The 16,043-nt window shown below is 47.3% G+C and carries 14 protein-coding genes; 4 read left to right on the forward strand and 10 right to left on the reverse strand.

The features are described 5' to 3' along the window. Nucleotides 1-116: 116 nt before the first annotated feature. Together LFX17_RS16440 and LFX17_RS16445 are read right to left on the reverse strand one after the other, a co-directional pair. Nucleotides 117-1,040, reverse strand: a complete 924-nt coding sequence (locus LFX17_RS16440; protein WP_238747353.1) for an NAD(+)/NADH kinase — start codon at nt 1,038-1,040, stop codon at nt 117-119. Then, entirely contained in the window at nt 1,037-2,026 is a 990-nt protein-coding gene (locus LFX17_RS16445; protein ID WP_238747354.1) for an SPFH domain-containing protein, read from the reverse strand. Before LFX17_RS16445 ends, LFX17_RS16440 begins: the two co-directional genes overlap by 4 nt. Before the next feature lie 281 nt (nt 2,027-2,307). Here LFX17_RS16445 and lfb1 point away from each other — a divergent pair, with 281 nt between their 5' ends. Continuing rightward, nucleotides 2,308-2,670, forward strand: a complete 363-nt coding sequence (lfb1, locus tag LFX17_RS16450) for an LIC10280 family protein (protein WP_118954837.1) — start codon at nt 2,308-2,310, stop codon at nt 2,668-2,670. A gap of 64 nt (nt 2,671-2,734) precedes the next feature. On the opposite strand, the gene LFX17_RS16455 is transcribed toward lfb1, so the two are convergent. From LFX17_RS16455 to LFX17_RS16465, 3 genes are all read right to left on the reverse strand, one after another. Beyond that, complete coding sequence (locus tag LFX17_RS16455) at nt 2,735-4,495, reverse strand: acyl-CoA dehydrogenase family protein (RefSeq protein WP_238747355.1); 1,761 nt, start codon at nt 4,493-4,495, stop codon at nt 2,735-2,737. Nucleotides 4,496-4,567: 72 nt separating this feature from the next. After that, nucleotides 4,568-6,037 carry a TolC family protein gene (locus LFX17_RS16460; RefSeq protein ID WP_238747356.1) on the reverse strand — a complete coding sequence of 490 codons (1,470 nt, stop codon included), beginning with the start codon at nt 6,035-6,037 and terminating at the stop codon, nt 4,568-4,570. After that, nucleotides 6,034-9,264, reverse strand: coding sequence for an efflux RND transporter permease subunit (locus LFX17_RS16465; protein ID WP_238747357.1), 3,231 nt, complete (start codon nt 9,262-9,264; stop codon nt 6,034-6,036). The genes LFX17_RS16460 and LFX17_RS16465 overlap by 4 nt, the downstream gene beginning before the upstream one ends. A gap of 457 nt (nt 9,265-9,721) precedes the next feature. Between LFX17_RS16465 and LFX17_RS16470 the strand changes: the two genes are divergently transcribed. Beyond that, nucleotides 9,722-12,094, forward strand: a complete 2,373-nt coding sequence (locus tag LFX17_RS16470; protein ID WP_238747358.1) for an ATP-binding protein — start codon at nt 9,722-9,724, stop codon at nt 12,092-12,094. Nucleotides 12,095-12,232: 138 nt separating this feature from the next. Here the strand turns inward: LFX17_RS16470 and LFX17_RS16475 are convergent, their stop codons facing one another. The 5 genes from LFX17_RS16475 to LFX17_RS16490 form a co-directional block, all read right to left on the reverse strand. Next, nucleotides 12,233-12,436: a cysteine-rich CWC family protein gene (locus LFX17_RS16475; protein ID WP_238731206.1), complete on the reverse strand. Its 204-nt coding sequence runs from the start codon at nt 12,434-12,436 to the stop codon at nt 12,233-12,235. Nucleotides 12,437-12,458: 22 nt separating this feature from the next. Next, complete coding sequence (locus LFX17_RS16480) at nt 12,459-12,899, reverse strand: GNAT family N-acetyltransferase (RefSeq protein ID WP_238747359.1); 441 nt, start codon at nt 12,897-12,899, stop codon at nt 12,459-12,461. Nucleotides 12,900-12,977: 78 nt separating this feature from the next. Next, the gene (locus LFX17_RS21065) at nt 12,978-13,259 is read right to left on the reverse strand and encodes a type III PLP-dependent enzyme domain-containing protein (RefSeq protein WP_406600685.1); all 282 of its coding nucleotides are present in this window, start codon (nt 13,257-13,259) and stop codon (nt 12,978-12,980) included. Then, on the reverse strand, nt 13,226-13,753 hold the full coding sequence (locus tag LFX17_RS16485; protein WP_406600686.1) for a type III PLP-dependent enzyme domain-containing protein: 528 nt from the start codon (nt 13,751-13,753) through the stop codon (nt 13,226-13,228). Before LFX17_RS16485 ends, LFX17_RS21065 begins: the two co-directional genes overlap by 34 nt. Nucleotides 13,754-13,757: 4 nt before the next feature. After that, entirely contained in the window at nt 13,758-14,411 is a 654-nt protein-coding gene (locus tag LFX17_RS16490) for a TetR/AcrR family transcriptional regulator (protein WP_238747361.1), read from the reverse strand. Between the two features lie 105 nt (nt 14,412-14,516). On the opposite strand from LFX17_RS16490, the gene LFX17_RS16495 reads away from it, so the two are divergent. Further along, a complete protein-coding gene (locus LFX17_RS16495) occupies nt 14,517-15,464 on the forward strand; it encodes a hypothetical protein (protein ID WP_238731209.1) in 948 nt (315 codons plus the stop codon). A gap of 1 nt (nt 15,465) precedes the next feature. Continuing rightward, nucleotides 15,466-15,906, forward strand: a complete 441-nt coding sequence (locus tag LFX17_RS16500) for an ABA4-like family protein (protein ID WP_238747362.1) — start codon at nt 15,466-15,468, stop codon at nt 15,904-15,906. Nucleotides 15,907-16,043 lie beyond the last annotated feature (137 nt).

Below are 16,043 nucleotides of genomic sequence, written 5' to 3' on the forward strand. Positions count from 1 at the left end.
TCGGCTTTCGCCTTCGGTCGTCTCTAACGAGACGACTGCTTCGCACGCTCCGCATCCCTACCGCAGGTTTTCCGGATCAAAGTCGAAAGCCTTGAATCGTAAAAACGAGACTCAGTTTAGGATTTTACGACCAAGGTCGCGCTTTCCGAAGAAACTCCGATTGTAGCGATCGAACCGGAATTAAACTTAAGATAATCGCTTTCGATTCCGTCGCTGAAAATAACCCCGCCTGCGGGCATCAACGACTCGATCGTCAACGGAAATCTTTCCGTAAGAACGCCCGCGGTGATTCCGATTTGAGTTCGGACGCTTTGAAACGGCTCGCGCACGGCGAACAAAAGCTGATCTTCCTGCAATGCGGGACGTTTGAGCGTTAATTCCTTTTCAAACAGTCCCGTAACTCCATAAGCCATATTGAATATAGAACTGAGCCAACCGGTACTACCGGCAGGAGTGGAAACGATGATCCCGCTCGAAGATTGTTCTTCCAGATTCCGATTGTACGAAATCTTATACCGCGCGGAAGTATGGGAAGAAGGACCGATAAACAAGTCGTTGAACGCAAGCAGCCGTTGACCGTCGTTGAGTTTTGCTTCGGCGAAACGAACCGTCTTGGAAGTAAAATTTCCTTCCATCACGTTTTCGACCGCGTGCATAAAATTATCCTTATCAAACGGAAGCAATACACCGTCATATCGTTCCTTGTCCGGGTTGACGGCGACGATCGGAACTCCCTTCGAATATTTCGCCGTGTTCGCGACCAAGCCGTCCTGACCGATCGTAACGATCACGTTCTTTTGCGAAAAAAGAAACGAAGGAACGTACATCCGTTCCACGATTTTAGATTTGATCTTTTTGGAGATCCGCTTCTGAACGAGATCCAAGGATTCGCGAAAGATCTCGTGTTCCGCTTCGTAATCTTCGAACCTTCCACCGAGCCTTTCGATATAAAAACGCGCCTGCTGTTTCGTGTTGAACCGTTCGATCAAAGTTTCCAGGCGCGTTTTGTTCTTAACGATGATCGCGTATTCGACCTTCATTTTTTGGAATCTTTCTTTTCCTGAAGAAGATTTTCCAGCAGATCGGGACTGATGTTCAAGCTTCCGATCTTTTCCGCGTTTTCCGCGAGTTGTCTAAAGGCGAGCGAGATGTTGAATTTCGGATCGGGGTTGTTGTTCAAGGCGACTAACGTTCTCCAGTCGATATCGCGGAACGGTTTCAGAGTCGTTTCCGTAACGAAACCCTGCGCTTCGGCTTCCTTTTTCTGGTTGGCTGTTTTCATCTCGATGAACTTTTTTCTTTGTTCTTCGACGGCGATGTCGGCCTGAACCTGCATCTCTCTGAGTTTTCGTTTGTTGTCCGCTTCGAGAATCTTCGCCTCCATCTGCTTTTCGGAAATTTGTTTTTTCTTTTCCTCGACGGCGATCTCGGTGTTCAATTCGCTTTCTTTGATCTTGCGTTCCTGTTCCACGGCGAAATTTCTTCTTTCATAAATCGCTTGATCCGCTTCCTGCTGAAGACGTTCTCTCGTTTCCGTTTCCAAAGCCCGTTCCATTTCGGGATTCGGACGGATCGCGAGAATGTTCACGTTCAGAATTTCGATCCCCAAAGTGGAAATCGCACTCGAAGTCTGCAAGCCCTGAAGAATTTGCGTTTCGATCGTCTTTGCGGAACGGATCGAATCCTTCAGACCGATCCCGTGAATAAAGGAAGAGGTCGAAGTCTGCGCGTAGTTGATGATCCTCTGATTCAACTTTTCGATCTCGTTCTTCTTGTACGTTCCGCTGGAATCCACCGTGAAGTCCAAAAGTTCGGACAAAGACTTCGGATTGGAAATCTTATACGTGATCTGCCCCTGAATCGAAACGGTTTGATAATCGTTCGTGGATTCGTTGAAGATAAAGGGAAGGTCGTTGCTTCCCAACGGAATTGCCGCGATCGAACTCGTGGGAGCGAAATAAAAAAATGACAGACCTCGTCCTTCTTTGGAAACTTTTCCATTTTTATAAACAATTACATGAGTCATCGAATCGAATTGTATATAATTCCATCCAAACATGCTATTAGATTCTCCCGCATTTCGTTTTCCGGTTTCGGAGAATCGAATCTTTCAGACTTCATCTTTTCGATCAAATCATTTTATAACCTGTTCTTATAATGGAACCGATTCTTTCCGCAGACTTCGTTTGATTCCGTTTTAGCTCCGAAGAAATAATTTCTGTATAATCGTTTTGTTTTTCGCAATAATGAATTGACTTTTTTGAAAATACCTGCAGATTTCTTCCACTCTTTAAGGAGAATACGCAAATGTTTCGAATCATCTCAAGATTTTTCCTCGTTCTTCTGGTGTTCGGTTTTATCTCGACCGCAACCGCTCAGATCGGCCAAATAAACGCTTCTTCCATCAGCGGGAAGTATCGGGTCGCCGGAACCAATCCGGACGGCTCCTCTTACGGCGGAAGCGTGACGATCACCCAATCGAACGGAGAATATCTTTTTACTTGGACCGTTGCCGGACAAACCTTTACGGGAACCGGAACTCTGGATGGAACTACGTTGACCGTGGATTGGGGACAAAACGATCCTGTGATCTACGAAGTGAAAAACGGGGGCAGACTTTTGGAAGGAACCTGGGCAGGCGGAAGCGCCACGGAGACTTTAAGAAAATAAGAATATTCGAATATTCTTTTGAAGCTTCGCCGAGCCGTTCTTTCTCGGCGAAGTCATCGTTTCGTTAAGCCGGAACCGCTTGTTTGGAAGTTCTTTCCAGCTTGATCAGATTCGCGCTGGAAACCGCTATGCTGTCCAAATTATAAGCCTGGGAAATCGCTTTCCGTTTTTCTAATTCTTTTCCGCTCAAAACCTTGAGAGATCTTTCCAAGAGCATTCCGCAGAGAAACCGCGCCGCGATCTCCACCACTTCAAACGCTAAAGAATCCTTCACGCTTCCGTCGTGGATCGATTTAAAAAGAGCGACGGCCGCATCCAGGTCGTTCCAGACTTTTTTCAGATCGTCCGAGGCGGAGAATTTGGAAAGTTCTCCTTCCCCATATTGTCTGAGTTGTCCGGTCGGTGACATTCCCGAAACCACTCCTCCGATCGCCGCGACGACTTGAAGCTGAGTCGTTCCTTCGTAGATCGTAGTGATTCGGCTGTCTCTGTAGATCCGCGCCACGTCGTAGTCTTCGGTGTAACCGCTTCCTCCGTGAATTTGAAGCGCATCCGACGCGATGGAAACGCATCCTTCCGAAGCGTAGTATTTGCTGAGCGGTGTAAAAAGATCGGCGAGTTTTTCCCAACGGCGAATACTTTCATCCTGGCTCACGTCCCGTTCTGATTTGCCCTCCACTTTGATGAGATGTTCTTTCGGCCAATGATATAAATCGATCGCCTTTCCCGTTTCGGCGATGAGAACTCGTGTCGCGAGAATCTCCCGTTCCATACGATCGAGAATCTTTCTGACCGCGGGAATTTGTTCGATCGGTTTTCCGAATTGAATTCTTTCCGATGCGTATTTCTTACCTTCGTAATACGCGGCGGTTGCGATTCCCAAAGACTGGGTTGCGATCGTGAGTCGCGCCGCGTTCATCATTCCCATCGAATACTTTACGAGACCGTATCCGGTTTTACCGATCAATTCTCCCGGTGCGTTGTCGAACACGACTTCGCAAGTGGGCGAACAATGGAGTCCCATCTTGTGTTCCACGCCTGCGATATGAACGTCGCTTCCTTTTACGAGAAAGAAGGACAAACCTCGCGCGCCGCTTTCGGGCGATCCGGTTCTCGCTAACGTAAGAATGACGGAAGGCGCGTTTACGTAACCGCAGGCATGCGTGATAAAACGTTTTGCACCGTTGATTCTCCATACTCCGTTCGCGTCTTGAGTCGCCCTTGTCTGAACGTTCGGAAGATCCGATCCGTAGTTCGGTTCGGTCAATGCCATCGCCGCGCTGTATTTTCCGGCGGAAATATCGGGAAGCCATTTTTCGCACATTTCCGGTGACGCATAACGTTCCATGATCTCCACGATGTTGATGTTTCCGTATGCAAGACAGAAGGCCGCATCGGCTCTCGCCGCGATCTCGCACATGAAGGATTGAACCGTTGCGGGCAAACCCATTCCTCCGTATTTTCTGCTGATCGAAATCGGCATCAAGCCGGCGTCACGAAGCGTATTGTAACATTCTTCCTGCGCTTTCGGAAACGTCACTTTTCCGTTTTCATACTTGAGTCCGATCTTATCCATTTCCTTGCTGCGGGGAGCGACGAATTCTCCCATAATCTCGCCCAAGGATTCCAAAACGGACTTATAGTATTCTTTGGCTTCTTCCACGCTCGAAGGAGCGTATGCCAATCTGTCGTTTCCGGATTTCTTATATTCTTCCGCGTCTTCGAATTTATGTTCGTAAGCGTGGACAATTTCATCCCAATCGATCAACTCGTCGAACACGAGTTTGATATCATCATTGTCATGAAAGTAATTACTGATAATCATGGGGACTTTTACCTCTCAACTATGCCCAATAGTTAAAACCATTGAGAAGAGATGTCAAGCGTACAAAAAGAACTAACCCCCGGTCTTATCCTCTTCTTTCGATTTTTTTAATTTCGGCAGCTCGCCGATCGCAACGGAATACCAAATCGTATTTAAGGAATGTTGATAATACGCTTTTCGATACGCGATTTCCGAATCCAAGAAGGAGGTTTCCGAAACTAGAAGTTCCAAACGGGAAGCGGTTTTAAAACTGAATCCTCTTCTTTGACTGCTGAGATTGGATTCGGCGGAGTTGCGCGCTTTCGAATATAAAGATAGCAAACGGGCCGAGTTCAAAGAACTTTCATACGCCTTTCGAATCTCGTCGCTCGCAACGCGTTTAGCCTGCGACAACTGCAATTCCGCTTGTCGTACCGCGGATTCCGCCTGTTTGACTCCGGCGGTGATCGTACCCGCGGATAATATAGGCACGTTGATCGACAACTGCATCGTGATGTCTTTGTTCGGAGTCGTGTTGTGTTCCGGGATCGTATAATAGTTGTTCAACGTTACCGAAGGCAGGTGCCCTCCCCAGGCTTTTTTCAAATTGAGTTCGGCCATCTTGAGATTCTCTTTTGCGGCGATGACGTCGTATCGTTTGGCGATTCTTTCCTCCGGCGTAAGGTTGCGAGGAATCACGATCGCTTCTTTGGGAATCGCAAGCCTAAGTCCCCCTTCTCCCGCGCCGACAAGACTTTCCAAGGCCATCTCCGCTTGTTTGAGCTGATACTTAAAATCCTCCAGACCCGCTTCGGAACGGGAAAAAGCCGCTTCCGATCCGCTCAAATCCGCCCGCGTGATTCTCCCTAAGGAAAAAAGTCTTCTGCGTTCTTGGATGGTTTTACGTACCAAGTCCGTCTTTTTCTCCTCCAGAAGAATGATCTCTTTCAACTGGAGAACATTATAATATGCTTGTGCGATTTCCAGATACAGCCGCCCGGATTCGTAACGAGCCTCGTTCATTCTCACGTTAGTCAAAGCGCCCGCGGCTTTGTATGTCGTATATTGACTTACCCCGTTAAGAATCGGAATCGACAACAAAAGTCTCGTCCCGGGGCCGACCGTCGGAGGCAAGTTGCTCGAAGAAGATCCTCCTGTATACGGGTTCGGCTCCGTATAATACGGATTAAAGTGAGAATTCGGTCCGGGAATCCGATAAAATTTGTTATATACCAGGGACAAAGAAGGGAAGAAGGACGCGAAGGCCGCCGCCTTTTGCGAATCCGCCTGTTGAATCGCCTCTTCTTTGAGCGCGATCCGTTCCGTCCGTTCGACCGCGTATGCGTAGAGTTCGTCGATGTTCAATTCTTGTTCGGGAGAAATGTTCCGGATTTTTTCGGTCGTGACTCCTGTGACTTCTTCCAAGCGAGGTTCCACGACTCCGTCGTTGGTTCGGATCGCGGAGTCGTCCGTACAACCCGCAATCAAAACCGAAAACAGAATTGCGGTTAATGCGAAGCTCGAATAATGATATTCTTTTTTTATAATGTTTTTCGAAATCATTTTTTTGTTTTTTTATTTTTAGGAACGGAAGGCGAAGGTTCGGGAAAAACGAAGGAAGTCTTTGCAGTCGCTTCTTCTTTTTTCGTTTCACCGAGATAATACGCCGCTGGAACCACCAACAAAGTGATGAGAGTCGAAAGAGTCATCCCTCCCAGGATCGTAACCGCCATCGGAATTCTCGTTTCGGCTCCGGGTCCGAGCGCCAATGCGGGAGGGATCGCCGCCGCGATCGAACTGAAGGAAGTCATCAGAACCGGACGCAAACGAATCGGACAACCTTCCCGAATGGATTCCTGAATGCTTTTACCCGTGGTTCGAACGTGATTGACGAACTCGACAAGAAGAATCGAATTCTTTTTCACCAATCCCAAAAGAAGAATCAATCCGATAAAACTATACATGTTGAACGACTGACCGAACAGATAAAGAGCGACTAACGCGCCCGTAAAACTGAAAGGCATCGCCAAAAGAATGTAAAGAGGCTGTTTCAAACTGTTGAACTGACTTGCAAGAATCATATACGAAAGAAGAATTCCGAAGAGCAACGCAAGAGTCAGACTTTCTCCCGATTCTTTTGCGGTTTTTGCCGAACCTGTCACCGAAACCGAATATCCTTCCGGCAGGATCGATCGCGCGATCTCCAGAGCTTTTTCCGTCGAAGCGGTTTGACCTAGGGTCGGAGTCGGATTTCCGAAAACGCGGATCGCACGTTCGCGGTTGATTCGGGTGATCGTCTTCAGCGCTTCCTTTTCCTGAATGCTTATGACTTCCTTCAGTTTTACGAATTCTCCGAAAGTGTTGCGTACGCTGATATCCGGGATTACCGCAATCGTTTCTCCCTTATCCTTTTGAATTTTAACGCGCACATCGTAGCTCCGACCATTCTCCGTAAAACGGCTCACGTTCTTACCGCCCATCAGAGTCCCCACCGTGTTTCCGACGTTCGCCATACTCACACCTCGAAGCGCGGCGGCCTCACGATCGGTCACAAGCCTGAGCTCTTTTTGTCCCGCGACGTAATCCGTATCCACGTCCAAAACGGTTTTACTTTCTTTCAATTTTTCTAATATTTGAACCGAAAGGGCGGATAACGTCTGCCAATCGGGACCGGTTAACACGAGTTCGACGGGATATCCCCTTCCCGCGGAAAATCCCCTCTGCGAAAGGTCCTGCACCGAAAACGTGGCTTCCGGAACGAGTTCCTTCAAATCCTTTCGCAAAATTCCGAAAAGACCCGCCTGCGTGATTTCTCTTCCGGTCTTGGGATTTTTCGGTCTGTGTCCCATTTCCTTCATCGTGATAAAGAACATTCCGGCGTTCGCTTCGGTTCCTCCGAAACCTCCCACGTTGGAAATATACTTGTCGATTTCCTTCCTTTGGATGAGATATTGCTCCACTTTCTTCATGGCTTCGTCCGTTCTTTGCAAAGAAGAACCTAGAGGCAAACGCACACGCACGATAAAACGCCCCATGTCCTGCGGAGGAATGAATTCCTTCTTTAAAAGAAAGAAAAAACCGAGCGATATAAGAAACAAAAATGTCGTTCCATACAGAATCGATTTAGGATATTTTAATACGAAGTCGATCGAGCGAGCGTATAAACCCGTGCCGTAATCCAGAAAACGTTCGATCGTAGGATCCATTCTTTTGAAAATCGAAACCCTTGAAATCCAACGATTCCAAGAATCGCGCGCGTCTACGGAAAACACGGAGGAAAGATAGGATTTCCTTCCATTCTCCTTTTTACCTTCGCTGTACAAAGAAGCGCGCATCGGAGTAAAACTCAACGCTTCGAAAAGGGAAAGAAGCACCGCGACGGAAATGGTGACGCCGAATTCCAAAAAGTATCTTCCTATGATTCCTTTCATAAACGCGACGGGAAGAAAGATCGCAACGACGGCTAACGTGGCCGCCAAAGCGGCAAAACGGATTTCGGAAGCGCCGTCCAAGGCGGAGTCGAACCAAGACTTGCCCATTTCCCGATGTCGCGTAATATTTTCGAGAACCATGATCGCGTCGTCGACCACGATCCCGGTCGCAAGGGACAAACCCAACATCGTGAACGTGTTGATCGTAAAACCTGCGAAGTATAAAAACAAAAACGTCCCGATCACCGAAGTAGGAATCGCAAGAAGCACGTTCCCCGTACTTTTCCAATTCCCCAAAAACAAACGGCAGACGAATCCGGTAAGAATCGCGGAAAAGATCAGAGTGAATTCGAGTTCGTTCACGCTGTCTCGGATATAACCCGTGTTATCGTTGGAAACCGTAAGATCGTAACCTTTCGGAAGTTTCGGCTTTAATTCCTTCACCTTTGCCTTAACAAGATCTCCGACTTGAACCGCATTCGCCCCTTTGAGTTTTTTAATCCCGATTGCGACGGAGGAAATTCCGTTAAAACGGGAAACTCTCCGCACTTCGCCTAACCCGTCTTCTACGATCGCGATGTCCTTCAGACGGATGGATCGAAACAAGGGAGAACCGCTTCTCGAATTCAAAAAGATATTTCCGAATTGCTCTGCGGTCGGAACCTCTCCCACTGCGCGGAGACTGATCTCGCTCGTTTTATTTTCCAGTCGACCGGAGGGAACTTCGAGATTTTGTTCCTTCAACGTGTTGACGATGTCGTCGACGGCGATTTCGTTTCTCGAAAGTTTGATCGGATCCAGATAAACGTTAATCGTCCGATCCACGTAACCGCCGAGAATGATCTCGCCCACTCCGGAAATCTTCTGAAACTTATCCTTCAGAAAATCCTTCACAAAGAGCATCTTTTCTTTTTCGGTTTTATCGACCGCGGTCACCGAAACCCAGATGATCGGGATGTCATCCGGATTGGATTTCGTAATCACAGCCGGATCCATTTCTTCGGGAAGTTTGTTGGAAACCTGCGCGAGTTTGGTTTGAATCTCCTGCACCGCGACATCCACGTCGCGGCTGAGTTCCAATTCTACGGTTACGGTCGCCGATCCGTCCGAGGAAGTCGATCGCACCTCGGTGACTCCTTCGACCGTCATCAGAACCTCTTCGATCGGGTCTACCACGTCGGTTTCCATCACCTGCGCGTTGGCTCCGACCAAGGTAAGAGAAACGTTGACCACGGGAAAGTCCACGTCGGGCATTTGGGAAACGCCCATTCTTGAGAATCCGACCGAACCGAAAAGAATGATCGCGGCCATCATCATCCAGGAAAAAATAGGATTGCGTATCGATACTGCGGAAAGCAAGAAAAACCCCTTAGATGAAATCGAACGAAGAAAGGAACGGCCTTGATACGCATTCGACCTATTTTTCCGGTCGCAGGTCCGATTTTTTACGGATCCTTCCACTTTCATCCTATAATCTTGAATAATTTTCTGATTATTTCACAGGTTCGAAAATTAGAATACACAATTGTGCTAAAAATAGTAAAACCACACATCTGAAATTCCCGTTCGCTTGAGTAAATTCCAGGACCGGAAAAGGTTAAGCGTCATCCTAGACTAAACGCTGTTAGCAAATCGGAATACGATGGCGATAGGTTAATAATTTATGGATCGCCTTCTTACGGAGAATTACCCGAAACTCCTTCGTAAAAAAAATCGAAATTTATTTTAAATCAAATAGGAAATTTCTTTCCATTTCGATCGTTTCGTCCAATACTTTGCAGCCGGCTTCTTCTCTTGGAACGCGACGCATATCGTTATGAAAAAAAGCGACAACCCTTCCAGCGAGCACGATACGAACGGAAATAACGAAAGTTCCCGTCCAGGTTCCCTAAAAAAGAATCTGATCGGCAAAAAACGAAAACTCGGCATTCGCGCCCGTATCTCCATTATCCTCACCGCTTTATTGACCGTGGGCGCGCTTTTAGTGACGACGATCAATTCCATCGTCGCTTATCAAAGACTCAAACAGGAAGCCGAATCGGGAGCGAGACTCGCCTCCGAAAAATATACGAGAGAAATATCACAATTCTTGAATGTAGGACTCGGGGCAGTGCGCAGCTTCAAGGCCGTTCTGGAAAAGACGAGACCGAACCGTCCGATGTTCGTCGATGCCTTGGGACAATTTCTGCACATTCAACCGGACTACTTCGGAGTCTGGGCCGTCTTCGAACCGAACGCGTACGACCGATCGGACAACGCTTATAGAAACGCGAAAGGACACGACTCTTCGGGAAGATTCGTTCCTTATATCAACCGTGCCCTCGACGAAAACAAACTCGTATATGAGAATTGCGTAAACTACGAAGATCCCGGACCGAAAGGACTCTATTATTCGGTACCGAGACAGACACAAAAAGAATTTCTCACCGAACCGACGAGTTACCTCGTATCCGGAAAATCGATCCTCATGGTTTCCATCGTAGCGCCCGTATTCCGCGATTCGAAATTCGCGGGTGTGGTCGGAATGGACGTAACGATCGAAAGAATGCAGACTAAAATCGGATCGATCCGTCCTTTCCGCAACCAAGGCTATCTCGCTTTTTTATCGCCGGACGGTTCGTTTGCCGCAAACGGAAAAAATCCTGAGACGGTGGGCAAACTGATCGAGGATGAAAACGAACGGAAAAGAATCACGGACGGAATCGCTTCCGGACAACCTTTTATCGAAGCCAAAGAAGGTTTCACGCACTATTATTATCCCGTTCTTTTGGGAGATTCCCCGCGTCCGTGGGCCGTAAGAGTTTCCATTCCGGATTCATTATATTCGGGAGATTTAATTTATATTTGGGCGATCTCGATGATTTCCACGTTTGCGGTTCTCGGATTGATTCTGGTAACGCTTCGATTCTCCTTCGATCGATACGTTCTCAAAGGATTATCCAAAGCCATCGCATATTCCGAACAGATCGCAAAGGGAAATCTTTCCGCGAGAGCGCATTATCCGAGAGAGGACGAAATCGGCGAACTGCTGACCGCGATGGATAAAATGAGGGAAGATCTTTCCATGTATCTCGAGGAACGGATCGTAACGCAAGCCGCGCTGAGAGAAAGCGAGGAAATCCGCAAAAGAAACGAACTCATCGAAGCGCAGAAAAAACATCTCGAAGAAGCTCTTGAAAATTTACGCAAGGCGCAGAATCAGCTTCTTCACTCGGTGCGAATGGCGACTCTCGGACAACTCTCCGCCGGAATCAGTCACGAACTCAACAACCCACTCGGAGCAATCAAGGCTTCCAATCAAACTCTTCTTGCATCCGTTCCGAAAATGCGCTCGATGTTGCCCAAGGTTCATTCGATCTTATCTCTAGCTTCTCCCGAAGAAAGACAACTCTATATCGAATTTATCGACACTTGCAGAAAGGGCGACTCCGGAATCGCCGGTTTGGAGGTGAGAAAAAGAAGAAAGAATATCAGCGACACTCTAAAAAAATGGAATATTCCCAATCACGAAACGTTAGCCGACACCATTGCCGATATGGGAATCGAAAGCATTCCCGAAACGTATAAACCTTTTTTTCAAATGTCCAATCGCGAAACGCTTTTGGAATACATTTATCTGGAGGAAATCTATTTCCGAAATTCGGATACGATCCGAGTTTCGGTGGATAGAGCTTCCAAGATTTTATTCGAGCTGAGAAATTATTCGGAAACGGGCAACGAAAGTTCTACGAAAAACGTTCATATCGAAGAAACTCTCGAAACCGTGTTTACCGTATATCAGCATTACATTCGACGCGGAGTGAATTTGGTCCGCTCCATCGAAGAAGTTCCTCCGGTTCATTGTGTTCGGGAAGAAATTGTTCAGATCTGGACGCATTTGATCTTTAACGCCTTGCAGGCGATGCAATTCAAAGGAAAACTTACCGTCCGTTTGTATCAGCAAAACGGAGAAGCGGTCGTGGAAGTCGAAGACGACGGCCCCGGAATTCCGCCGGAGATCGGAGAGAAAATTTTCGATCCGTTCTTCACCACCAAGGACGCGGGAGAAGGAAGCGGTTTAGGTTTGGATCTTGTCCGTAAACTTCTACTTAAAAACGAAGGAAGAATCGAATGGTTTAGCCGACCCGGACAAACGGTCTTCCGCGTTTATTTACCGTTGGATTTAAAACCGCCGGAAGGTTCCGCGTGAGCGGGCCGCAAGGCGCGTAGCGTCGTCGCAGACGACGAGCGGGGCTCCGCGAGCCTGAAGGCACGCGACTCGAAGCCGATCACGAAACTATATTCGTTTTTTTGAATATTTTAGCGAGAGGCACGCCCGAAAAGAACTTCAAGTCCTTCGATTGAGTTCTTCGAGACAGGCGACACAAAGACAATCGTCGTATTCTTTTTTGAGTCGCGCGCTGACTTCCGGTGAAAGTTTCACGGAAAAACACTCGCAGAAGTTCGCTGCGGCCCCGCATCCGAAAACCTTGCCGCAGCGCCGACAAGGTTTTTGAACGATTCCGATTTTTGAATATTCAACTTCGGACATCAGCTACGCCGTATCGCAAAGATCAAACGTCCCAGGAATAATGAAAGAAGGTTTCGTCTTTCACGAATCCGATCGACTCGTATAATTTTTGCGCCTTGTGATTGTCGAACGCGGTGGAAAGCTGAAGATATTTCGCGTTCGTTCCTCTCGCGAGGACCGCGCTTTGTTCGATGAGCGCCCTTGCTCCGCCCTTCTTTCTATATTCGGGCCGAACGAAAAGATCGTTTAAAATCCAAGCGCGCTTCATGGACAAGGAAGTGAAGATCGGATACAACTGAGTAAATCCGCAGTATTGATCGCCTTCCATATAAACGTAGATTTTGGATTCTTGATTGCGGATTCTTTCTTCGATGAAATTTGTCGCACCGGCGAGATCCGATTCTTTCCGATAGAACTGACGATATTCGTCGAACAATTCCGCGAGTTCGGGTAGGTCTTGTAGGGAAGCCTCTCTGATTTTCATTTTCAATTTTCCTAATAAACCTATTTTTTACGGATTGAAGACTCTACAAGTTTAAAAACGGAATCCAATCGCTTCGAATTAGTTTACAAAGGTTTTCCATTTACCGGAAAGTTTACCCTTCCGTATCAAATGAACCTCTCCCAGTTCGGCCATCACCTTCTCGCTTTGAGTCGGTCTGTAAAATACGAAATCGTTCGGAAACAAGGAAGTTTTCAACGAGCCGTTGAGAATTCCCTGATTGGTGCTCGCTCCATAAAGCGAATTGTCCTGAAGCCCGGACGGAGATTCTTTCTTTGCGGAAAACGCGCCGCCGTACGTAAAGTATGTCAGTTGTTGATTCGGATCCCATAACGAAAACAAAAACGAAATCGATTCCAAAAACGGAATGTTAGTCCCCACCGGACGTTTTGAAAGTATTTCGCGTCCGTCTTGGAATAAACGTCCGCAACCGCGTTGATCGGCATGGGTTTTCCCAAAAGAATATTAAACTTTCTGAATTCTCCGTCCGACAAAAGCATCGCTACGTCTCCCGAATGGAACACCATCAAACGATCGCTTCCCGTGGCACGTACGATATATCGTAAAAGATCCAAGGAGGGAAGCGACTTTACGACAATGCGATATCGCAAAGGGGACTTTAGTTTTTCCTTAAGAACCTCGAGATTCTCGTCCAAACGATCCAAGTCCAAAAGTACGATGGGTTTGCCAGGACCGTTCTCTTTCAATTCTTCGTTGAGGTTTTGGAAATAGGGAGAATACGGTTTTCCGTTATCACCGGGTTTGATCGCCAAGATCAGAAGGAAAAGCAGGATCGGAATTCCGACCAAGATCGTTTTCTTTCGGATGAGTTTCATTCGTTTACTCCTTGGTTACACCGGTAAGAATGGAGTTCAAAGTCGAGTTCAAGATTTTTTCCAAAGTTCTTTCCTCTAAGATCGCCGGAGGAATTTGTCTTCCGTTGACGAGAACCACAAAGCCGTGAACGAGACTCCAGAGCGTAAAAGAAAGATCGTACGGATCTTCCTCTTTGAAGATACCTCTTTTTTGACCGTCTTCTAAAATTCGAAACAAGCCCATAAATGCGTCCCTTCCGATCGTTTCCAACTCTTCGGGCGCGCCCTCTTCGCAGGCAAGCGCTCCGCCGAACATCAATTCGGTTCTTCGAGGATGTTTTAGTGCCAAAGACACATAACGTGTCCCGGACGAACGGAGTCTTTCCACCGGATCATCGCTGCTTTCCCAAGCGAGACGCATTTCTTCCGCGAGATCCATAAAACCGCGCGTAGCAAGAGTAAAAAGGAGATCGGCCTTTCTGGGAAAGTGACGATACGGCGCGGCATGGCTGACTCCGAGATCCGCGGCGATGTCCCGCAAACTCAATCCTTCCGCCCCTTTTTGTTCTAAAATTTCTTCGGATCTTTGGATAATCGCCTTTTTGAGATCGCCATGATGATACGGCTCGGGGGTTTGTTTTTTAGAAGATTTCTTTTTGGATGCGCCTTTTTTTTCCATAACATGTTGTCGGTGACTACTTTTTTATGTTGACATAGCCAACATTTATGTTTACAGTAGTAACATACTATCCAAAAGGGTCAAGACCCTTTTTCGGAGGAATTTATGAGAATTCTAAATAGGATCCTTCCCTTTTCCAAACTCAATCCGCCTCTATTTTGGAACGGGTTCGTAAACGCAGTCAGTCTTTTGATTCTGATTCCGGCGCTTTTTCTCGATGAAAGAACCGTAACAAACGCTCCCGTTTGGCTCAAACCGATCAAGTTCTCCCTTTCGATCGGAACGTATTCGTTTACGTTGGTCTGGATTCTTCAATTCGTCGAAGGCCGGGAAAAAACGATCCGCGGCATTTCCTGGATCGTCACCGTGATGCTCGCAGTGGAAACCGTCTCGATTGTGTTTCAGGCTTATCGAGGAATTCCGAGTCATTTTAATATTACGACTCCCTTAAACGGTTTCATCTTCAGTCTGATGGGAACGGCGATCGGTACATTATGGTTTTTTCATGTTGTTTTGGCGATCTTTCTATTGCGTCAAAAATTGGAAAATAAGACTCTTATGGAATCTCTGCGCTGGGGAATGGGAATCGCCGCTTTGGGAATGATTCTCGGTTTTTTTATGACGATTCCGAGACCCGAACAAATCGAACAGATGAAGGCGGGAATTTTGGAAGCAAACGGAGGGCATACGTTCGGCGCTCCGGAAGGAGGCCCCGGTCTTCCTTTAGTCGGTTGGAGTACGATCGCCGGCGATATGAGAATCCCGCACTTTCTCGGCATTCATGCGATGCAGTTGATTCCGATGATCGCTCTCCTATTCGGAAGTTTCAAAGTTTCGCATGCGATTTCCGTTCCTGCGGTCAGAAACTTTTCGATCTTTTTTGCGGGTTTGACCGTAGTTCTGACGATACAAGCATTGAACGGAGAAGCGCTGCTTCGTCCTTCGACAGGAATTCAAATCGGATTTTTAATCTGCGGGCTCGGAATGTTCGGAAGCCTGCTGGTTCCTTTTCTTTTCAAAAAAACGTTAAAAACGGAAATCAACGGAGTTTAACATGGACCTTTCCCTTCTCTTTAAAATCGCAAACAATGTCGCATTAGCGGGTTGGATTCTTTTGATCGCGATTCCGCAATGGAAATACACAAGGCTCGTTACCACGGGTCTTTTGGGAACTCTCCTTTTCGGAGGAGTATATACGGCTTTACTTATATTCAGTTTCGGTAAAACACAAGGAGGGTTCGACTCGTTGGAGGGAGTTTCTCTTCTTTTCCAGAATCAGGCCGTTTTAGCGGCAGGATGGATTCACTATCTTGCATTCGACCTTTTTGTGGGAACCTGGGAAAGCGCAAACGCGGAGAAGCTGGGAATTTCGCGTTGGCTCGTGATCCCTTGTCAGATCGCGACATTCCTATTCGGTCCTTTAGGGTTACTCAGTTATCTGCTTTTGAGAGCGATCTTACGAAAACCGATCCTGATCGATCAACCGTTTTCATAAGCGTTCGAATTCAACCGGCAACACGAACCCGAACCGTTAAGGTGGCGGTCTCGAATGAGGCCGCGTCTTTAATAGGAAAGTCGAACGTAAAATTCGAAACGGACGTCGAGGAATTTCTAAATCGGTTCGTTTTGACA

The sequence above is a fragment of the Leptospira sanjuanensis genome, from assembly GCF_022267375.1.
Lineage (GTDB): Bacteria > Spirochaetota > Leptospiria > Leptospirales > Leptospiraceae > Leptospira > Leptospira sanjuanensis.